The sequence below is a fragment of the Kosakonia sp. HypNH10 genome (assembly GCF_029850615.1).
Taxonomy (GTDB): domain Bacteria; phylum Pseudomonadota; class Gammaproteobacteria; order Enterobacterales; family Enterobacteriaceae; genus Kosakonia; species Kosakonia cowanii.
The window spans coordinates 272,828-293,947 of the sequence record NZ_JAOTIU010000002.1 but is presented as its reverse complement, the minus strand read 5'-3'; the positions used below and the strand labels follow the sequence as shown (position 1 = coordinate 293,947).

At 50.7% G+C, this 21,120-nt stretch carries 15 protein-coding genes, 1 tRNA gene and 5 pseudogenes; 11 read left to right on the top strand and 10 right to left on the bottom strand.

All coding sequences use genetic code 11. From position 1 onward, the window contains the following. Positions 1–19: 19 nt before the first annotated feature. Entirely contained in the window at positions 20–772 is a 753-nt protein-coding gene (gene mlaA / locus N7V53_RS07625) for a phospholipid-binding lipoprotein MlaA (protein WP_023479799.1), read from the bottom strand. 274 nt (positions 773–1,046) lie between these two features. On the opposite strand from mlaA, the gene N7V53_RS07620 reads away from it, so the two are divergent. The 6 genes from N7V53_RS07620 to N7V53_RS07595 all read left to right on the top strand — a co-directional run bounded on the left by N7V53_RS07620 (position 1,047) and on the right by N7V53_RS07595 (position 6,365). Beyond that, positions 1,047–1,976 (top strand): formate/nitrite transporter family protein, encoded by a 930-nt coding sequence (locus tag N7V53_RS07620; protein WP_279792968.1) that lies wholly within the window; start codon positions 1,047–1,049, stop codon positions 1,974–1,976. Positions 1,977–2,113: 137 nt separating this feature from the next. Continuing rightward, complete coding sequence (locus tag N7V53_RS07615) at positions 2,114–2,476, top strand: GtrA family protein (RefSeq protein ID WP_279792967.1); 363 nt, start codon at positions 2,114–2,116, stop codon at positions 2,474–2,476. Then, complete coding sequence (locus N7V53_RS07610; protein WP_279792966.1) at positions 2,473–3,405, top strand: glycosyltransferase family 2 protein; 933 nt, start codon at positions 2,473–2,475, stop codon at positions 3,403–3,405. Before N7V53_RS07615 ends, N7V53_RS07610 begins: the two co-directional genes overlap by 4 nt. Positions 3,406–3,410: 5 nt before the next feature. Further along, complete coding sequence (locus tag N7V53_RS07605) at positions 3,411–4,949, top strand: DUF6056 family protein (protein ID WP_279792965.1); 1,539 nt, start codon at positions 3,411–3,413, stop codon at positions 4,947–4,949. 146 nt (positions 4,950–5,095) lie between these two features. After that, positions 5,096–6,154 (top strand): acyltransferase, encoded by a 1,059-nt coding sequence (locus N7V53_RS07600; RefSeq protein ID WP_347882216.1) that lies wholly within the window; start codon positions 5,096–5,098, stop codon positions 6,152–6,154. A gap of 136 nt (positions 6,155–6,290) precedes the next feature. Continuing rightward, positions 6,291–6,365, top strand: a tRNA-Arg gene (locus tag N7V53_RS07595). Positions 6,366–6,813: 448 nt separating this feature from the next. Here N7V53_RS07595 and N7V53_RS07590 read toward each other — a convergent pair. From N7V53_RS07590 to N7V53_RS07555, 8 genes and pseudogenes are all read right to left on the bottom strand, one after another. Next, positions 6,814–7,608 carry a hypothetical protein gene (locus N7V53_RS07590; protein ID WP_279792963.1) on the bottom strand — a complete coding sequence of 265 codons (795 nt, stop codon included), beginning with the start codon at positions 7,606–7,608 and terminating at the stop codon, positions 6,814–6,816. A gap of 16 nt (positions 7,609–7,624) precedes the next feature. After that, positions 7,625–8,788, bottom strand: a complete 1,164-nt coding sequence (locus N7V53_RS07585; protein ID WP_279792962.1) for an MFS transporter — start codon at positions 8,786–8,788, stop codon at positions 7,625–7,627. A 103-nt stretch (positions 8,789–8,891) separates the two neighbouring features. Then, positions 8,892–9,683 (bottom strand): hypothetical protein, encoded by a 792-nt coding sequence (locus N7V53_RS07580; RefSeq protein ID WP_279792961.1) that lies wholly within the window; start codon positions 9,681–9,683, stop codon positions 8,892–8,894. A 3-nt stretch (positions 9,684–9,686) separates the two neighbouring features. Then, complete coding sequence (locus N7V53_RS07575; RefSeq protein WP_279792960.1) at positions 9,687–11,135, bottom strand: radical SAM protein; 1,449 nt, start codon at positions 11,133–11,135, stop codon at positions 9,687–9,689. Next, positions 11,135–13,801 carry a glycosyltransferase gene (locus tag N7V53_RS07570; RefSeq protein WP_279792959.1) on the bottom strand — a complete coding sequence of 889 codons (2,667 nt, stop codon included), beginning with the start codon at positions 13,799–13,801 and terminating at the stop codon, positions 11,135–11,137. The genes N7V53_RS07575 and N7V53_RS07570 overlap by 1 nt, the downstream gene beginning before the upstream one ends. 25 nt (positions 13,802–13,826) lie before the next feature. Next, a pseudogene (locus tag N7V53_RS07565) lies at positions 13,827–14,041 on the bottom strand (transposase family protein); the annotation flags it as partial. 32 nt (positions 14,042–14,073) lie between these two features. Continuing rightward, a pseudogene (locus N7V53_RS07560) lies at positions 14,074–14,145 on the bottom strand (hypothetical protein); the annotation flags it as partial. Further along, positions 14,141–14,374 (bottom strand): annotated as a pseudogene (locus tag N7V53_RS07555) (type VI secretion system contractile sheath small subunit); the annotation flags it as partial. The pseudogenes N7V53_RS07560 and N7V53_RS07555, both read right to left, overlap by 5 nt. A gap of 450 nt (positions 14,375–14,824) precedes the next feature. Here N7V53_RS07555 and N7V53_RS07550 point away from each other — a divergent pair. Both N7V53_RS07550 and N7V53_RS07545 read left to right on the top strand, forming a co-directional pair. Next, positions 14,825–14,961 (top strand): annotated as a pseudogene (locus tag N7V53_RS07550) (JAB domain-containing protein); the annotation flags it as partial. A gap of 13 nt (positions 14,962–14,974) precedes the next feature. Beyond that, positions 14,975–15,058: pseudogene (locus N7V53_RS07545) on the top strand (DUF987 family protein); the annotation flags it as partial. 72 nt (positions 15,059–15,130) lie between these two features. Here the strand turns inward: N7V53_RS07545 and N7V53_RS07540 are convergent. Beyond that, entirely contained in the window at positions 15,131–16,900 is a 1,770-nt protein-coding gene (locus tag N7V53_RS07540; RefSeq protein ID WP_279792958.1) for a sigma-54-dependent Fis family transcriptional regulator, read from the bottom strand. A 480-nt stretch (positions 16,901–17,380) separates the two neighbouring features. Between N7V53_RS07540 and ygeW the strand changes: the two genes are divergently transcribed. From ygeW to N7V53_RS07525, 3 genes are all read left to right on the top strand, one after another. Next, a complete protein-coding gene (gene ygeW / locus N7V53_RS07535; RefSeq protein WP_279792957.1) occupies positions 17,381–18,568 on the top strand; it encodes a knotted carbamoyltransferase YgeW in 1,188 nt (395 codons plus the stop codon). A 58-nt stretch (positions 18,569–18,626) separates the two neighbouring features. Continuing rightward, the gene (gene dpaL / locus N7V53_RS07530) at positions 18,627–19,826 is read left to right on the top strand and encodes a diaminopropionate ammonia-lyase (protein WP_279792956.1); all 1,200 of its coding nucleotides are present in this window, start codon (positions 18,627–18,629) and stop codon (positions 19,824–19,826) included. A gap of 61 nt (positions 19,827–19,887) precedes the next feature. Then, positions 19,888–21,099 (top strand): YgeY family selenium metabolism-linked hydrolase, encoded by a 1,212-nt coding sequence (locus N7V53_RS07525; RefSeq protein ID WP_279792955.1) that lies wholly within the window; start codon positions 19,888–19,890, stop codon positions 21,097–21,099. Positions 21,100–21,120 lie beyond the last annotated feature (21 nt).

The following is a 21,120-nucleotide window of genomic DNA, read 5'->3' as shown; positions in this document are numbered from 1 at the left end:
TCACCTTTTTTATTGGCTCTTATTCCGAGTCGATATCTTTTAAATCACCCTCAATCGCCTGCGCATTCGGGTTCTCCTGCGGTTTCAGCTTACCGCCGTTGGCGATAAAGTCATGGCGCTGGAAGTAGGCTTCACGCACAAGGATGTAGGGATCGGAGGACTGGCGCAGCAGGCCGTCGGAGTCGAGAAGCTGGGCGCGCGATTCGATGCCTTCAACCGTCCATTTACCGACGGAGAGCGGCCAGGTGAGCCAGGAGAGCACCGGATAGAGTGTATCCGCCATATCGCCGCCATCTTCACGCAGGGTGAAGCTGCCATAGAACGGCAGTTGCACATACGGGCCGTAACCCATGCCGTAGTGACCCAGCGTGCTACCAAACCGGTGCGGCTCTTCGCGCTGCAGTTTCGGGTTGGACATTCCGGCCACATCCATTAAGCCACCCATCCCCAGTACGGTATTAAGGAAGAAGCGGGTGAAGTGAACCATCCCCTGATAAGGGTTGCCCTGCAGGAAGTAGTTCGCCATCACTGCCGGCTCTTCAAGGTTACTGGTGAAGTTGCTCAACCCGTTACGCGCCGGCTGCGGCACATAATCACGCCAGGCAACGGCAACCGGTCTGACAACATAGGGATCCAGCACATTGAAGTTGAAGTTATACATGGTGCGGTTAAACCCTTCTAACGGGTCCGAGCGCCCTTGCGTCTCGTTCGAGCTGGCGCAGCCGACCAGCACAGTGGTGGCCAGCGCAAGCGCCGACAGGCGGTATTTCATCATTCTCTCCCTGCAGAATACGGCCTTCTTCGAGGCCATTCATCAAAATGCAACGCATTGTAACAGCGCGTCTTATGATGTCTATGTCGTGGTCTGTGTGATTCACTTCAGCATAGCCGCAGTTGCCGGTGCGGCGTGTTAATAATCTTATACATTGTTTCCAGGCAATCTATCGCCTTTTTTGCTCTTCACTATAATTTCGGAGGATACCGCCCTGAATACGGGGAGAAAGCCGCTACGCTTAACGCACAAAAATCAATGAAGTGAGGCCTTCGTGGACAAAATAGAAGAAGAGAAGATCGACCAGCACAGCGATGATATGAAAGTCGAAAGCGAAGAGAAGCAGCGCGGCGAGGAGATAGAGGTTGATGAAGAGCGTCTGCCCTCGCGGGCGATGGCGATCCATGAACATATTCGCCAGGATGGTGAAAAAGAGATGGAGCGCGACGCAATGGCGCTCTTCTGGTCAGCGATTGCCGCAGGCTTATCGATGGGCGCATCGTTACTGGCAAAGGGCATTTTTCATGTCCAGCTGGAGGGGATTCCCGGCGGATTTTTGCTGGAGAACCTCGGTTACACCTTCGGTTTTATTATCGTCATCATGGCGCGTCAGCAGCTCTTTACTGAGAACACCGTCACCGCCGTTCTGCCGGTGATGCAAAACCCAAGCTGGAAAAATATGGGCCTGCTCGGGCGCCTGTGGGGCGTGGTGCTGCTCGGGAACCTGGTCGGTACCGCCGTGGCCGCCTTTGCCTTTGAGTATATGCCGATCTTCGATGAGCCAACGCGCGATGCCTTTGTCAAAATTGGCATGGATGTGATGAAGAACACGCCGCTGGAGATGTTCTCCAATGCGATTATCTCCGGCTGGATCATCGCCACCATGGTATGGATGTTCCCGGCGGCGGGAGCGTCAAAACTGGTGGTGATTATTCTGATGACCTGGCTTATCGCGCTCGGCGACACCACCCATATCGTCGTCGGTGCTGTAGAGATCTTCTACCTGGTGTTTAATGGCTCGCTGCACTGGAGCGAATTCCTCTGGCCTTTCGCCCTGCCGACCCTCGCCGGGAATATTTGCGGCGGCACCTTTATTTTCGCCCTGCTCAGCCATGCGCAGATCCGCAACGATATGAGCACCGCCCGCAAAGCGGAGGCGAAAGCCAAAGCGAAAGAGGAGAAGCAGGCGCGTGGTGAAGCGTAATTTGTCAGCGACTGATAAATTGCGGTGATATATCACATTGAGCAATGAGCGCTGGTTTTCGCGGACTGGCGCCCTTTAATGACCTTCCAGGGGTTGTCTGCTACACTCGCGCCATCAGCGACTCATTGCTCAGAATTATGTTTAAACGATTTTCTACCTACGCCTCTATTGGTTTATTAAATACCGCCCTGCACTGGCTTATTTTTTGTCTGTGCGTTTATGGTTTCTCCACGCGCCAGGCGCTGGCTAACCTTGCCGGCTTTATTGTGGCGGTCAGTTTCAGCTTTTTCGCTAATGCGAGATTCACCTTCAAATCATCAACGACCGCCGGGCGTTATCTGATGTATGTCGGATTTATGGGCATGCTGAGCGTTGCCGTTGGCTGGCTGGCCGATAGCTCCGGCATGCCGCCTATCGTGACGCTGATTCTCTTTTCCGCTATCAGTCTGGTGTGCGGCTTCGCCTGGTCAAAGTTAATTGTTTTCAGGGATGCGAAATGAAGATCTCTTTGGTGGTTCCCGTCTTTAATGAAGAAGAGGCGATACCCATCTTTTATAAAACGGTGCGCGGCTTTGACGCGTTAAAGCCCTATACCGTTGAGCTGGTTTTTATTAATGATGGCAGCAAAGATGCCACTGAAACCATTATTAATACTCTCGCGCTCTCCGATCCGCTTGTCGTACCGTTATCTTTCACGCGTAATTTCGGCAAAGAGCCGGCGTTATTTGCCGGGCTTGAGCACGCGACGGGAGAGGCCATTATTCCGATGGATGTCGATTTGCAGGATCCGGTTGAGGTCATCCCCCATCTGATTGCGAAGTGGCAGGCGGGTGCCGATATGGTGCTGGCCAAGCGCAGCGACCGCTCAACCGATGGCCGAATGAAGCGCAAATCAGCAGAGTGGTTTTATAAGCTGCACAATAAAATCAGCTATCCGCAGATAGAAGAGAACGTTGGTGATTTTCGGCTGATGTCCCGGGAGGTCGTCGAAAATATCAAACTGCTTTCCGAACGGAATCTGTTTATGAAAGGCATCCTTTCGTGGGTTGGCGGTAACACCGATATTGTTGAATATATTCGCGCTGACCGCGTGGCCGGTAAGTCAAAATTCAACGGCTGGAAGCTGTGGAATCTTGCGCTTGATGGCATCACCAGTTTCTCCACCTTCCCGCTGCGTATCTGGACCTATATCGGGCTTAGCGTCTCGTTGCTCTCCTTTTTCTACGCCATCTGGATGGTGATCGATAAGTTGTTATGGGGAAATCCGGTACCCGGTTATCCCTCTTTGATGACGGCGATCCTCTTTTTAGGCGGTATTCAGCTTATCGGCATCGGTATTCTTGGCGAATATATGGGACGCGTTTATACCGAAGTGAAAAAGAGACCGCGTTATCTTATTAAGAACAGAAAAAGAAACCTGGAACGTTAATTACTATGTTAGAGAAATCTTATAAAGCTCTGCTTATTGCGCTCGCCTTTGCGAGCCTGTTCGCCATTGAGTGGCTAACGCCGATTCACTCAGATGATTACCGCTACTATCTGTTGGGTATCTCCCCTGCCAGTCATTATCATCACTATATGACCTGGAGCGGTAGGATCGTGGCAGATTATGCCAGTTCGCTGATCCTCTTCACCCGGTCGCAATTTGTCTACGCTTTTTCAACCGCGTTTGCAGCTTTGGCTTTCTGTTATTTCATTGCCAAAACGCCGGGCAAAACCCTGCGCTGGCAAAAAAGCGATAATATTTTGCTGCCGTTGGTCTTCTGCACCTACTGGATTGCTAACCCCAACTTAGGGCAGACCACCTTCTGGCTGGTCGGCGCGGCCAACTATCTCTGGACAAACCTGTTTGTCGCCGCGTGGATTTTTTATCTCTACCGCATCACCGTCGATAATATTAAAACCATTAATCCATTACTGATGGTGCTCGCTTTTATGGCGGGCTGCTCGAATGAGAGCGTGTCGCCTTTTGTGGTGCTTCTCGTGCTGGTCGCTATTGGCTATGAAATGGTCACGGCGAAATCGGTAGCCAAAAACAAAATCATCTATGCCCTTTCAGCGCTGGCTGGCTCCTGTACGTTGATCTTTTCCCCGGGTAATTTTGTGCGTGCGGCCAGTAAAACCTACTGGTACGGCAAACCGCTGCTGGAGCGTATTACCATTCACTTAACCGAGCGGGTACACAATCATCTGGCATTAATCTGGATTAGCTACGTTGTGCTGCTGCTGTTGGTGCTGGTTATTCTCTTTAATAAAGAGGTGAAAGCGAAAATTACTCGTCGCACGGTGCTGCCGGCTATCCTGACCGCAATTTTTGGCGTCGGCACGGTGCTGATTATGTTCGCCTCGCCCTCCTATCCGGACCGGGTCGTCAACGGCACCTTTATGTTTTTCCTGTTGACCATCGCTTTTATCGCCTACGGCATTTTAATGAGCGGCGTCAGAAAAGCCGTTATTTGCACAACGATTATCACCCTGCTGTGCGCGGGCACTTTCGCCTGGTCCTGGACGCTGATGCATAAAAGCTACACGCGTATTGCGCTGCAAGAGCAGGTGCGGATGAGCATTATCGAAAAAGAGTCCGCGCAGGGAAACAGAGAGATCACCATTCCAGATTATTACTTTATTAAAATGCAGAACAGCGGCGGTCAGTTTGGCCTGTTCCACGATCCTGAAGTCTACGGCGAATATTTTGGTGTTGATAATGTTTACCGCGAAACGGTGGACTTTGATTACTCCGCTATCGCCAATGGTGAGGTTATCCGGGTTGCGGACAATATCACCGCCTACAGCAACGCGCAGGGTGATTTAATCATCATTAGCCCGCAGCCGATTACTCAGCCGGTTACTGTTGAAGTGGGTCACGCGCGCCGTACCCTCGCGGCAGAGAAGCTGAAATCAACGGAAATCAATGGCGAGCACTGGTATTACGGCCATATTCCTGAAGGTCATGTAGAAAAGGTTTCATTGTAATTTTTAGCCTCCCTACGCGGTAATGGTGGGGAGGTTTGCTTCTCTTCGGGCATTTAGCCTTGGTTTTAGATTGACTTAACGACACTAAAAATGCGTGTTAGCGACATCACAATAAAAAAACACGTGGCAGTAAAAACTCATAAAATATGGATGATGTGATGACTGATAGAAATTTCTATTCAATACAGGCATTGAGGGCATTCGCTGCGGTAATAGTGATGTGCTTTCATTTTAAAAGCTTTATTAATCAGTCATTTCAGGGCTGGGGCGATCGGCTATTTCTCAATGGTGATATCGGCGTCGACCTCTTTTTCGTTATCAGCGGGTTTATTATTTACTACATCACCCGCGACGATAATGGCGGTTTATCCTCTGCAAAGCTCTTTTTTATTAAGCGCTTTTGCCGTGTCTTCCCGCCCTATTTCGCCATTACGCTGTTGGTGGCTGGCAGTAGCGTTGAGTCGTGGATGCAAACCGCCACTTCACTGCTGTTTATTCCGTTAGACACGACGCAAATCGCGCCCTGGTTTGGCGTCGCCAAACTGTTTGTTGGCTGGACGCTCAACTACGAATTTATTTTCTACACGCTGTTTACCCTCTGCATGTTGTTTAAAACACGCAAAAACAGTGTGCTGTTTATGACTGTGGCACTGGCGGTCGCCATACCTGCCTGGCTGCACAACGTGGCGATTTCGCCCTCAAACCACTATAACTATCCGGGGTATCTCGCCACTCTCACCAACAGTTTGATGCTGGAATTTCTTGTCGGCACCTTTATCGGCTGGCTGGTGGTGAATAAAAAGATCGCTTACGGAAAAGGCGTCAGCATTGCCTTAATCGTGCTCAGCTTCGCGCTGTTTCTCTTTATTCTGTTAACCCATTACAGCAAGATCGGCGGCCTCGGTTATATTCTCGCCGCCTTTGCCCTTGTTTTTTCTCTGACCAACCACGAAGCGCAATACGCTTTTTGGGCACCGAAGCCGGTGCTCTATACCGGGAAAATTTCTTTCTCACTTTATCTTGTTCACTACCGCGCGAAATCACTGCTCGGCAAAGCTCTGCACCATAATCAATCTGCATGGGGCGGTTTAATGCTGTTTATTCTCGCGGTGATCCTCTCATTTATCTTTGCCGTTATTTCATACTATTTGTTAGAGAAAAAGCTCAGCTCACTGTTCAGAAAATACTTATTAAAAAAAGCCTGAACAGAGGGATGCCATCTCAGGATGGCATCCTGCCCCTACGCAATATCGCCCCACGCCAAAACAAAAGAACAAAAACCTTGAAGCGCAGCAAGCAGTTACGGTAGCATACGCACGCCAATTCACGGCCCCGCTCTGCGTCCCCTTAGTTAAATGGATATAACGAGCCCCTCCTAAGGGCTAGTTGCAGGTTCGATTCCTGCAGGGGACACCATACACACCTCGCCTGGCATCTACCAAATTCAATAAAACCCTCTTATAACCAGTGATAAACCCTCTATTCTGGCTATGCGAAGTCAACTGATGTCTACCCATATCAAGGTGAATCAATAAACACCTGGGGGCCTTAATGGGGGCTTATCCTGTTCAATGAAAAACGAGGCCCCCAAAATTTTTTATAGTGTGCAAACTATTCATTTGCTCAGTTAGCGCTTTCACATCTCTTTCAGTGAAATAAAGCGGTAATCGAAATGCGGACCAGTCCAGTGGAAAATGGTGCAATTTCCCCGGTTCATACTGTGCATATCAATGGTTATTGCCGTTAATGCAATACTTCAGGTATTCCCGTGTTCGATCTTTGATATCGAAAATGGGGGAAACGACGGAAAAACTGCTTTCGTCGTGAAGTACCCCTTCTCTGTCAGGAGAAGGGGAATACCAGGCTAGAGGCTACCAGCAATAGTTATGTAGTCAGTATATAGCTGCGGTGCACCAGAAAAAGAGGCCAGCTCGCGCCATTCGTCGTACATCCTTTCGCTTTCCTGGTGTTCTTTAACGAACTGCAGTGATTTTTCAGTGGAAACGTCCAGCCCGGGATGGAAAGAGTTGAGCGATGCCAGGCTTTCAATCTCCAGCATTACCAGGTACTGCTCAATGCGGTTACCGCCCGTACCTTTGAGCATATGGAATTTCCACCCGGGATAATCGTCAATCCGGTGGACGTTGTTAAGGATAAAGTCATCAAAGGTCTGAGACGAAACACCTGAACGCAACGCCAGATTATGCAGACCAACGACGCGTTTGACCGGTTCCCGTCCCTCCCGACGCTGATAATTTGCTCCTTCTGCCAGGGAACTATGTTCATTTTCAGCCAGTAGCCTGTAGGTCGAGAAAATAGTGGGCAATTCACCAAATGTTGCGAAGGTCTTCCAGGTGCCGATCAGCTCCACACCTTCAGGATGGTCGCGCCAGAACGCGCGGGCCTGCTCAGTTTGCTCACCGTGTTCATCAATGTAGCGCGCGTAGCATTCGGCATTCTCCGCCTCGTACAACATCAAATATTGGTTCTGACGTTCGCCACGCAGGCCCTTAAGTAGGGTCCATCGCCAGCCGGGATAAGCTGGAATATGCACACCCTTCTCCTGTAAAAACGTTTCAAATGTCTCTTCGGTGACACCCTTTTTCAGGTTAAGGCCAACATAGTGGAGACTGAAAACTGCTGATGAAGATTGACTCATAAAAATTCCTGTTTAGTTAACGCTGACGAGAAACAAGCTGCGAACCGAATGCCACAAGAAAAAGCAGTAACAGTGCGCCGCTGAAGGTGATAGTGAGTCCGATATAGTGGGCGATAAAGCCGATAAGAGCAGGCCCGGCAAGCAGGCCGCTGTATCCGAAAAGCGTGACGGCAGGGATAGCAAAATCGGGTGAAATATCCGGCTGGTTTCCGGCTAACGTGAAGAGGATCGGGATGATGTTGGACAGTCCCGCCCCTACCAGGATAAACCCAGGCAACGCGCCCCAGCGTGTAAAGACGAGTAACACAATTCCTGCGCAGGCAATCGTACAACCGAGCAACAGCAGAGATTTGCTACCCAGAGAGCCAGCCAGCCGGTCACCGCTCAGGCGTCCAAGAGCAACAGTGATGGAATAGAGAGTGTAGCCGAAGCCCGCAAGCGAAACGCTCATCCCCCGCTCTGACGTCATGAAGACCGCCGACCAGTCCAGCATTGCGCCTTCGAGCATAAAGACAAAAAAACAGAGAACCGCGATAATCAGAACGGGAGGATGACACAATACGCGAAGCGTTTCGCATTTGCCGCCTGTTGCATCGCTCTGTTTCGGCAAAATGTAGCGGGAATAGGTCGCGAGAAGCAGAGCCAACAAAACGGAGATAGCGCAAACGGAAAGCAGAGGCGTTACATCAAGCCACAGGAAGAGACTGACACTTCCCGCCCCGACGATACTACCGATACTATAAAATCCATGGAAGCCGGACATTTTCGCCTGCCCGCTTTCCTGCTCAACAACAACGGCGTGGGCGTTCATCGCGACATCGAGCATGCCGTTAAACATGCCGAACAGCAGCAATGACATCACCATTGTACTGCGCTGGTCAAATAGCATCAGCAGCGGTAAATCAACAGCAAGTCCCAACACGCCAAGAATAATCAGGCGGCGACAGCCAAATTTTTTAATTATACTGCCGATAAATGGCATAATTAACATTGAACCAGCGGCAATGCAAAATAGCAGCAACCCCAAAGTACTATCGTTAAGATTAAGCCGTGTTTTAACAAAGGGAATCAGCGGAGCCCAGGATGACATCGCTAGCCCGGCAATAAAAAATATAGCGCGTGTAGCATTCTGCTCCCGTGACTGAATATACGCCAGGGAAGGTGTTGAATTAATATCCATAGTAAGTTAGCAACTCATCTCTGTTAATTCATTGCACGTTTTATGGCGAATGAATATGCTTCTGTATCGTGTCTGGTCCTTCAGACACGTATTCCAATAATGATTAATTAAGGTTTTCAGCTACCGAGATATAGTCGGTATAAATTTGCGGTGACCCGGAAAATGACGCCAGTTTTTTCCACTCTTCGTACATTTGTTTGGTATCCCGGTGCGCTTTGGCAAACTTAGCCGCTTCATCCGTGGCAATATCCGGTTCGGGATAAAAGACATCCAGCGCGTCCAGGCTGGCGATTTCCATCAGAACCACATATTGATCGAGCCGGTTACCGCGTTCTCCTTTTAACAGCCGGAATTTCCAGTCGGGATAATCTTCAATACGGTGATGATTATCTGCAATGAAACTTTCGAACTGCTCTGCACTGATGTTCGGGCGCAGCGCGAGATTGTGAATACCAATTACCCTCGCAACAGGGGGCTGATGCTGATAGCGGGGCCCGGGCAGAACGGTGCTTTTTTTATTCTCAGCCAGCAGGCGATAATCGGTGAACAGCGTTGGTAACTCGCTGAAGGTGCCATAGCCACGCCATTCAGCCAGCAGCGTTTCTGCCTCAGGATGTTGTAGCCAGAACTGACGGGCAAGCGCTGTCTGGTTGCCGTCGGCGGTCAGGTAGCGGTCACGCAATTCTGCACTTTCAATTTCAAACAACATCAGATATTGGCCGGCACGTTCACCGCGCAGCCCACGAAGCAGCGTCCAGCTCCAGCCCGGGTAGCAGGGAATATGCACACCTTTGTTCCGGACAAACGTTTCAAACGCCTGCGGAGTAATGCCAGCTTCAGTGTCGATGGCGATATAATAGAGGCTGAAGACCGGCGAGGTTGAAGAATGGTTCATGGTTTACTCCTGCCCGGCATCGGTTGAGGTGAATTGGGTATTAATGATCGCTTCTACAAGCGTCGTGCCTACTGGCGTCAGAGTAACTACACCCTGCTCGATAACTACCAGCTTTTTCTCCTGCAGCTTTTCCAGCGTGGTTTTGATGATGTTGTTTTTTAAAAAGCTTTTACCGCCAAAGCGTTTCGAGAATACGCTGTCATCAACCGGGATCAGCGTGGAGAGCGCCATTTTGAAAGCGTTCACTTCGCGCTGCCCGGGCGAGATGCCATGGCTTTTTTCAATCGGCAGGCGGCCCTCATCGAGGTACTGCTTATATTGTTTATAGTGGGTGATATTAATGGCTTCAGCGCGGGTGCATTTTGAACTGCCGCCCAGACCTATAGCCACCTCAGGATATTGCTTATCGAGGTCGGTAATCAGCCCCTTCCATTTTTCAGCTTCGAGGTGATTCTGGTGGAAATACATCGTCGGGTGTTCGCGATAGTTCTCTTTTAAGTATTTCTCTATCAGCTCACGCATTTGGTATTGCTTGCCCAGTCCCGGAAAGGTCATACCATTCGTCCTGATAAGCCCTTTCTTTTGCCAGAGGCTTTCGCGTTCTCCGGAAACGCCGGTGCGCGTTTTCATGAACTCTTCCATGTGTAGCTTGGTACATACCACATGCGAGAGATCAAGCGCCAGGGCGCGTTCCATATCGTATTTCACATCATCCACGGTCTGGCCCAGCATACCGTAGATAAGATCAACGCTTACCCAGTCGATGCCCTGTTCCCGAGCACAGCGAATGGTCTCTTCACACTCATCGGCGGTGTGCTGGCGGCCACTGGCGGCAATGATGGCATCGTTAAAAGACTGAGCTCCAAAGCTGATTTTGCTGAAGCCCAGCTCTTTCAGAATGCCGAGATATTCACGGTTCAGCGTTCCAGGCTCACCTTCAAAGCGAAGCGTCGCTGCGGAGAAATTGAAATGCGTGTAATAGAAGTCCATAAGTCGGCGCAACTCAGGCTCCGGGAGCAGGGAAGGCGTGCCGCCGAAAATATTGAACTCGCCAATTTCCGCCTTTGCCAGACTCGGCACTTTTTCCAGCCACATCCTGGCTTCTTTAATATTGTAATCAACCACATCCCGGAATATCCCCTCAGCCGACGCTGACTCAGGATTCAGAATAACCGTCGGGAACTGGCAGAAATGGCAGCGATACCGGCAGGTAGGAATATAAGCCCAAAGATGGATCTGTTTTGCTTCACGAATGTCCTGTTCCATATCGGAAAAAAAGGACTCGAGCGGGTAGTTTTCGATATCACCAGGAAAGACGTGGCAGCCAAATGGATCTTTGTGGACATAATCCAAAAATTCCTGGTTTTCAGGCTGTAAAAGAAAATGGTACACCGCCGGAACCGGGTAGGCAGGATCGAGATCTTTTAATGATGCAATAGCGTCACTATCCATCAAAATACCCCCCCATTGGCAAAGTAGTTATGGGCTTCACCGGACTCGCGATCTTCACAGAAATACCAGACAAAACGTTCGAAATCTTTTTCAGCTACATCTTCAAAACAGGCCGGCAGGGGCGGTGCAAAGCCAATGTCTTCCCCGACCGCGTTGCGTAAGGCAGCAAATATCTCGTGGCGGAATTCGAAGTAAAGCCGATAGGCCGGCGTTTTATAGCTATGAATAGGTTTGAAGTCGATGATGCTCATTTCGCGTTTAATGGCATGAATGCGCTGATAAAGCCGATCTGCAACTGAAGGTGAGAAAAAATCTCGTACGCACTCATTTTCTAATAAAATATGCGGATTGAGCAGTACCGGCAGAATGATATTCTTCGGAATGTAATCCTTTATTGAGTATTCCCATCCCTGTCTGGCCTGCTCTTCATTAAGATCAACAAGGGTATTTTTTTGCAGGGAAGCGTCCGGACGAACGTCTTTCATAATAATAATGCCGTCGCTGCCGTAAGCAATGCCGTTAATCACGTCATCAATGATGGTATCCACGCGGCGGCTGTTAATTTCAACAAAAGATTCTTTGGCATAAACCGGTTTGCCGCCAAAGGCAATAACTTTAATACCAAAATCCCAGTCGTCGGAAAGATGTTCGACAAAGCGACCTTTTTCCAGCTGATAAAATATTTCGATTCCGCCAATTTTTTCATAGAGTCCGCGCTCTACGGCAAAGCCCTTTCCATCCGGAAAGCCACCAAACAGCGAGAATGAAACGTCGCGGCAGCTCAGGGTTTTCTGGATTTCTCGAAACAGATTTGGCCGCTGCAGGAAAACATCGCGATTGTAGTAATAATTACAGGTGCCCAGATCGCCATCATCAGCAATCATTTTTTCTATCAGCGCATGCAACCAGTAGGGATCAACGGTGCAATCCGCATCGGCTGAGACAATATAATGCTTATTGCTTTTGCCCAACCGGGCATCGCGAGCACGTGAGCGCAGGGATGCATAATCCATACCGCATTTACGAGCCGAAGAGACACCCTGGATTTTCTCCTGAATAATATGAACATCCATAGCTGGATATTTTTCTTTGAACTGATTTATCTTCTCAACTGAATCATCACGAGAATTGTTATCTACAATAATTATTTCATACGAATCATGCGTAATTAATCTGCCATGAGTTTTTTGGTTAAACAATGATGCTAATACCTCATCAATCCTGTCACTTTCATTGTAAACAGGCAGTACTACTGAGACAAAAATGTTATCGCGCATATTTACTCCTGGTGCGGTTATATTAAGAATATCCATAACGTTGTTAGAAAGTATTCTTTTGCCAATGGCAAAATTCTTCGCGGCAATTCGATCCATTTCCGGTTTATTTGTCAGCAGTAAAAAGACTTCATTGATAAAATCCTCGTCAGGAAGACCGTCTTCACCATCTGATATTTTCATTACCGGGGCTTCGAAACCGTGCTGGCCGTAAACTTCTGTGTAGTATTCGTAGTGGGTGGAGATGTAACAGCGGTGGCTACTGATGGCTTCGCCTATCGGATTCCCATAGCTGTCGTAGTCCCATGAGGTAAGGAATGAGACCACATCGCAGGAATGATAGAGATCCTCAATTGTGATTTTGCCCTGGCTCATCGGCATAAAATTATGGTGTAGCGGGCCAAGAAACTTCACGCAGGCACCGACATCCAGCCTATGAATTAATTGTTCAAGATCTGCGGTATGCCCGGGATGTTCTTGAGTATCACCAGCAATCAGCAACCACACCGTTTTATCAATGTTATGCTCTCTGAACAGGTGGTTAAGACGCTGAATCAGCACTACGTCACGGTCCAGACGTTTCTGCGGAATGATGCGTGTTGTTCTGGCGATGACAATATCCTGTGCAGGAATACCCAGCGAAGCGCGAATATTTTTCAGGGACTGCTGAGGGGTAAAACTGTAGGTATTTTTGACGACGTGAATATTCACTTCCCGCTTGCACCAGTGTTCCAGTTTTTCTTTAAGATCGTTGTTCAGCGTGACGTAACTAATGAAGGGGGATTTCACTGGCTTAATTGCATGGTGGTACGGCGGCAAGCCGTATTTCATAATATTTTTCTCGCTGTTCCACATCAGATCGTGATCTCGCCAGATAACGAAATTCTTAAGCTGATGACGACGACCATACTGCTCTATGGCGAGATAAAGTGCTCTGGTGTAGATAATATTTTCAGGAAGCGTACCGTTTTCAACAATAACGATACAGATTTGCAATTGTTCCCACTGAAGAACGATTCTCTCCGCTAAAGCCCGTGATGATTCGTCTGCGGCTGCGATAATATTTGATTTTTCCTCAGGAGATACAGCGAGCTTTTCTCCGATCAGCACGGCATGGATTTTATCAATGAATTCGGGGGAGTAATGTGGAACAGAAGTAATATCATTGATACGTGTCAGCGTAAAAACATCTTGATAAATTTCGTGTTCATGACCGTAGGGCTTATTAAAATTGCCTTTGTCGACTTTGATATCGTAACCGAGATCAAGATAGGACTTAATACCTTTCTGCTTAAGACTTTGTGAAATTTTCAACGCTTCCACCGTAATACCCGATACGGCTACGGCATCGAAAGAAATGAACATGGCATATCTTTGCCCGTAGACATCCATAATGACTTTCTCCTCCTTCATTTATTGAATGGCTTTCTTTAATACAGTTAATAAAACTTTCGTGAAATTTTTTAGTATTTACACAACTTACTACTTTGACGATCGTGTCATGTAAAGGCATCCCGTTTTCGAAATCACCGTACAACTTCAAAAAAAGTCCAGATGAATGTGACCAAAACCTTCGATATCTTTTCAGTCTTCATTCCCCGCGATAACTGCGAAGATAATCAGAATAAAAATAATACGTTCAATCTGACTTAGTTCGGATTTATTCATGAGCGCAGCACCGCAAAGAGTTCAAGACTCACATCCCCCAGCGAACGCGGGGTATAGAAGGTGCAGCTGAGGGATTTGCCGGGAGAGCTGCTCCGGGGTGAAATCTTTCATGCTCTGGCAGGTCAGGCTGATGGTGTCTTCGCTGCCGTCATCGGCCAACGTGTTTTTAACTGTCAGGTCGCCCGCTACCAGTAATTTCAGTGGGAGCCCGGTTTTCTTGCTGGCTCCCCCTGTATGCAGGCCAGGCTTCAGATTAACAGGTGCCTTTGGCACTTCATTCTGGAAACTATCAGCCATCTCATCATCCCTCGGTTTATCGCTGCCTGCACTTTCAGACCAAAGTAATTTACGCGCTATAATAGAATAATAATCGGATTAGGATCAAATATTCAGATCTTTAATCGTTATATAGAAAACTCTTAAGAACTTTCTACTAAATGTTAATGAATAGTTGCGATGTAATGGCAGTGTAATGAACTACCCCCAGCACACAAAAAACATTTATGTCGCAGTAGTAAAAACAAACGGACAATTGTTAATAGGATGATCTTGTATTGATTTGCATCAATATCAGGAAGATTAAAATACCCATGCTTTTTTAAAGATATGGTTTTAGATCAGAAAGAGATAAGAGGGGCAGAAAGTCATAGCCTTGCTTCATGTGGGAAACACAGCAATAGCCATAAGGAACACATCAGAAACATAAGCGGTTTTATGTCCCGGCGGAGAACGTTTCATTTACTGTCAGCTGAACCCAGTAAGGCCGACAGGTTAATGACAGAACGCCTGAAACAGGCGCTGGAGGTGGTTGCTATTCGCTGCTGGACCACCTGGTGGTTGGCGGGATGGATATTGTGTCTTTTGCCGAACGTGGCTGGCTGTAAGGAATATATAACGATGAAAATCATCAGCAAACGTCAGGCGATGGCGATATACCGTCAGCATCCGCAATCCCGGTTATTTCGCTTCTGTACCGGAAAATAGAGATTGATTAAAGGTTCGATTCCTGAAGGGACATACTGATATTCTGTCCCCGACTATTTCCCTCGTTATTCACGCCCCCTCCAGCGCATACTTTTTAATTTTGCGATAGAGCGTAGCGATACCAATCCCCAGCACATCCGCCGCCTGCTTTTTATTGCCGTAACGCGAGAGCGCATCAAAGATCATCTGCCGCTCCATCTCCTCCAGCGCCGTAACGCTCTCTGCCCGCCCTTCGGCTGCTGTAACATGCGCGCCGGTTCCGTTCACGTTGTCGCTGCTCAACAGATTGGGCGGTAAAAGTGAGATATCGATGATCTCGCCGGAGGGGACGACGTTGACCAGGTACTCCATCAGGTTGCTCAGCTCGCGGATATTGCCCGGCCAGCGGTAGCGTTGCAGGAAGGACACAACCTCTGGCGCAACGCCCGGGTAGACCAGATCCAGCCGGTGCGTATGCAGATGAAGAAAGTAGTGGATCAGCAGTTCGATATCTTCCTGACGCTCGCGCAGCGGCGGTAAGCGCAGCGGGATCACATTCAGGCGATAGTAGAGATCCTCGCGGAATTTCCCCTCGGCGATAACCTGCGCGAGGTTTTGATTGGTGGCGGAGATAATACGAATATCCACCGGCACCGGGTGACAGGCACCCACCGGCTGCACTTCCCGCGACTCGATAGCGCGCAGCAGCTTCACCTGCAGGGTTAATGGCATATCGCCAATCTCATCGAGAAACAGGGTGCCATGATTTGCCGCCTGAATCAGTCCCGTTTTGCCATTGGCCGATGCGCCGGTAAACGCGCCTTTAACGTAGCCGAACAGCTCGCTCTCCAGCAGATGCTCAGGGATCGCCGCGCAGTTGATGGCGACAAAAGGTTTGACGCTGCGGTCGCTCAGTTTATGGATCGCTCTGGCGACCACCTCTTTGCCGGTGCCGCTCTCGCCAACAATCATCACGCTTGAGGGGACGGGCGCGACGCGGTGAATCAGCTTTTTCAACTGCCGCATCGGGCGGCACTCCCCGATCAGGCTCTCAATTAAAGGCTCCTCGTGGGCGGCGCTTAATTCTGCTGATGAGTGGGACTGGTGAAAGGCCATTAAAAATAACCACTGATCCTGAACCGCATGTAGCTGACCGATAATAAGCTCTTTCTTATCATCGAATGAAACGACGTGCAGCATATGGCCGTGGCGGAAATGGTCTTCAAAGGTCAGCGGGCGAAAGTGAATACTCTTGCCAATCATATTTCCTGCGGAGGCACCCATAATTTTCAGCGCCGAAGGGTTAGCGAATTTAATTTTATGATCGTGGCCGACCACCAGCACGCCCTGATCCATAAATTCAATCATGGTCAAAAAGACTTTTTGAATATTATCGTTGCTGGAGAGATCCTGAAGAAAACGCGAGACAAATATTGACGAGACGTGGCGAACATAATCTGAGAAGGCCTGGATATTGTCATTAATACGGACTTGCTGCTCATGGGTTAACGCCACCAGGCTAATCACCCCAACACACTGCCCATGATAGATAACCGGGGTGCCGATAAAGGCTTTCTCTTTGCAGTTCGCTTTGCTGTGGCAGCCGTTGCAGAAGGGATCGAAGCGCGAGTGGGTAACCACTTTTTCCTTTTTTGTCTCAACAATGTGGCGCAATAGTTGTGAACTTGTATTTAATTTACGCCCAATTTGCGTATCAAAAATTCCCGTTCCGGCGACCCTGCATAATGAATTATCAACAATTTCCACTTCCAGTTGCAGAACGCTCGCCAGCATTCCGGCGAATTTTTGTATCTTAGGTTGAATCTGCATCAAAATGGAGGGCGTGGTGGATGGAATCATAATCGTCCTTATTTATTGCTCACAAACTTTTAACAGCATCTTTCCGCTCTGCTTTCCTTAGTTGCAGGATAACACTCCCCTTCGCGTATTACGGAATAACCACACCCGACCGCTTTGTGACGAATGGTAAATATGTAATAGCTATCACACTTCGCTATCAATATGATAATTCCGCCGCGCGGTTTATCAATTTAGCGGTTATTTTCCGGTTATTTTTCCCGCATTTCCCGTTTCGCCTTTTTATCGCCACCGCATCGTCTCTTCACATGCCGCAGCGTATTGCTTCTTTTCTGCGCAACATCGCAAAAATCCGTGATATTCCTCACATATACCCCGCCCTTTACCCGCCCGCCAGCGCAGCCGGCGGGAAGTGGCACGCTTATTGTTAGGGTGCCACTACACGTTGGCCGTCGCGCGTCACACTCCCCCTGCAACCGCACCGCCACGCGTAAGCCCGTCATTCTTAATCAGGATTGCAAAATGAAAACTGTTAATGAATTAATCAAGGAGATCCGCACCCTTCACTCGCATCTGCATGAGAAAGATTTTTTGCTGACGTGGGAGCAGTCGCCGGATGAGCTGAAGCAGGTGCTTGATGTCGCCGCGGCCCTGAAGGCGCTGCGTGCAGAGAATATTGCCACCCGCGTGTTCAACAGCGGGCTGGGCATTTCGGTGTTCCGCGATAACTCCACCCGCACCCGCTTCTCCTACGCCTCGGCGCTCAATCTGCTCGGCCTCGCACAACAGGATCTTGATGAGGGCAAATCGCAAATTGCCCACGGCGAAACGGTACGCGAAACCGCCAATATGATCGCCTTCTGTGCGGATGCCATCGGAATTCGTGACGACATGTATCTCGGAGCCGGTAACGCCTGGATGCGGGAAGTGGGTGAAGCGCTGGATGACGGCCATAAACAGGGCGTGCTGCCGCAGCGTCCGGCGCTGATTAACTTACAGTGCGACATTGACCACCCGACCCAGTCGATGGCGGATCTCGCCTGGCTGCGCGAACACTTCGGCTCGCTGGAGGCGCTGAAGGGCAAAAAAATCGCCATGACCTGGGCCTACTCGCCAAGCTATGGCAAACCCCTCTCGGTGCCGCAGGGGATCATCGGCCTGATGACGCGTTTTGGAATGGATGTCACCCTCGCGCACCCCGAAGGGTACGACCTGATCCCGGATGTGATTGAAGTGGCAAAAAGCAATGCCGCAGCTTCGGGCGGCAGCTTCCGCCAGGTCAATGATATGGCAGAAGCGTTTAAGGATGCCGATATCGTCTACCCGAAATCCTGGGCGCCCTACACCGTAATGGAGCAGCGCACGGACCTGCTGCGCGCCAGCGATCATCAGGGGCTGAAAGCGCTGGAGCAGCACTGCCTGGCGCAGAACGCCCGCCATAAAGAGTGGGAGTGTACCGAGGCGCTGATGGCGACCACCCGCAACGGCGAGGCGCTCTATATGCACTGCCTGCCGGCAGATATCAGCGGCGTCTCCTGCGACGAAGGCGAAGTCGCGGCTGAGGTGTTCGAAAAATACCGCATTGCCACCTACAAAGAGGCGAGCTGGAAGCCCTACATCATCGCCTCAATGATCCTCTGTCGCAAATATGCCGAGCCGGGCCAGCTGCTGGAACAGCTGTTTACCGACGCGCAAAAACGCATTTTGTAACCGACCGGCTAGCCAGTCGGCCACTTACTGTTTCTGACATTATGGAGAAGGTTAGAACATGTCCGCTCTTCCATTGCGTATCAATATTGCCGAAAACCACTTCTTTACCGGCGAAGCCTCGCCGCGCTTCACCCGCCAGCAGGCGCAGCAGGCGCGCCAGTTCCATCAAAAACTGGTGGGCTATCAGCCCACCCCGCTCTATGCGCTGAATGCGCTGGCGACGTGCGTCGGTGTGGATACGATTCTGGTGAAAGATGAGTCGCAGCGCTTCGGCCTTAACGCCTTCAAAATGCTCGGCGGCGTTTACGCCATCGCGCAGCTGTTGTGTGAAAAATATCATCTTGATATCAACGCCTTCTCGTTTGAGCAGGTCAAAGCGATCGCCAAAGAGAAGCTCACCTTTGCCACCTGCACCGATGGCAACCACGGGCGCGGCGTCGCCTGGGCGGCGCAGCAGCTTGGGCAGAACGCCGTGATCTATATGCCAAAAGGCTCCGCGCAGGCGCGGGTCGATGCCATTTTGCGCCTCGGCGCTGAGTGTATCGTCACCGATATGAATTACGACGATACCGTGCGATTTACCCTGCAACGGGCGCAAAAAAATGGCTGGGAGGTGGTGCAGGATACCGCCTGGCCCGGCTACACAAAAATCCCCACCTGGATAATGCAGGGCTACGCCACGCTGATTGATGAAGCGATCGAACAGATGGCCGCGATGGGCACGCCCCGCCCCACTCATGTTTTCCTGCAAGCGGGCGTCGGCGCAATGGCGGCCAGCGTCCTGAACTACCTGGCAGAAACCTTTGACGCCCGGCATCTGCACAGCGTGATTATTGAGCCGGAGCGGGCCGACTGCCTCTACCGCTCTGCCGTAAAGGGGGAGATCGTCAAGGTCGGCGGCGAGATGGGGACCATTATGGCGGGTCTTGCCTGCGGCGAACCCAACCCGCTCGGCTGGACAATCCTGCGCAACTGCGCCAGCCAGTTTATCGCCTGTGAAGATGCCGTCGCCGCGCTGGGCATGCGTGTGCTCGGCCATCCGCTGGGTGACGATCCGCGCATCATCTCCGGCGAATCCGGCGCCGTTGGCGCGGGCCTGCTCGCCGCTATCCCGCTGCACCCACAGGGCGAGTCGCTGAGAAAAAGCTTACAGCTTAATCGCGACTCGGTGGTGCTGCTGATCAGCACCGAAGGCGATACCGATGCGCAGCACTACCGCGAGGTGGTGTGGGCAGGCAAGCATCCGGCGGCTGAATAATTTCCCCGGCGTCAGCGCCGCTCCCGCCAAGCGGCAAGCGTCATAACAGGAGAAGAGAGCGATGGCTAAAGCTATCCCGTTTAAACAGATTGTTGAAAAAGCACACCTCTACGAAGCGGAGATGACACGCTTCCTGCGCGATATGATCGCCATCCCCAGCGAAAGCTGTGATGAGAAGCGCGTCGTTCACCGCATCAAAGAGGAGATGGAGCGCGTCGGCTTCGACAAAGTGGAGATCGACCCGATGGGCAACGTGCTCGGCTATATCGGCCACGGCCCGCGGCTGCTCGCCATGGATGCGCATATTGATACGGTCGGCGTCGGCAATATCAAAAACTGGGGCTTTGACCCCTATCACGGGATTGAAACCGATGAGCTGATCGGCGGGCGCGGCGCCTCCGATCAGGAGGGCGGCATGGCCTCGATGGTCTATGCCGGGAAGATTATCAAAGATCTCGGCCTTGAGGATGAGTACACCCTGCTGGTGACCGGCACCGTGCAGGAGGAGGATTGCGACGGGCTTTGCTGGCAGTACATCATTGAGCAGTCCGGCATTCGCCCGGAGTTTGTCGTCAGCACTGAACCGACCGATTGCCAGATCTACCGCGGCCATCGCGGGCGCATGGAGATCCGCGTCGATGTGCATGGCGTCAGCTGTCATGGCTCCGCGCCGGAACGCGGCGATAACGCCATCTTCAAAATGGCTCCGATTCTCGGCGAGCTGGAGAAGCTGTCGCAACGTCTGGGAAATGACGATTTTCTCGGCAAAGGCACGCTCACCGTCTCGGAGATCTTCTTTACCTCACCAAGCCGCTGCGCGGTGGCGGACAGCTGCGCTATCTCTATCGATCGCAGGCTCACCTGGGGCGAAAGCTGGGAAGGCGCGCTGGAGGAGATCCGCGCGCTGCCCGCGGTGAAAAAGGCCGAAGCGGTGGTATCGATGTACAGCTACGACCGCCCGTCGTGGACCGGGCTTATCTACCCTACCGAGTGCTACTTCCCGACGTGGAAAGTGGAAGAGGATCATTTCACCGTGCGCGCGCTCTACAACGCCTATGAGGGATTGTTCGACAGCGCGCCGGTGGTTGATAAATGGACCTTCTCCACTAACGGCGTCTCGATTATGGGGCGGCACGGCATTCCGGTGATCGGTTTTGGCCCCGGTAAAGAGCCGGAAGCCCATGCGCCGAATGAGAAGACCTGGAAGTCGCACCTGGTCACCTGTGCGGCGATGTATGCCGCGATCCCGCTGAGCTGGCTGGCGAACGAGTAGTTTGTCGATGTCACGCCCGCT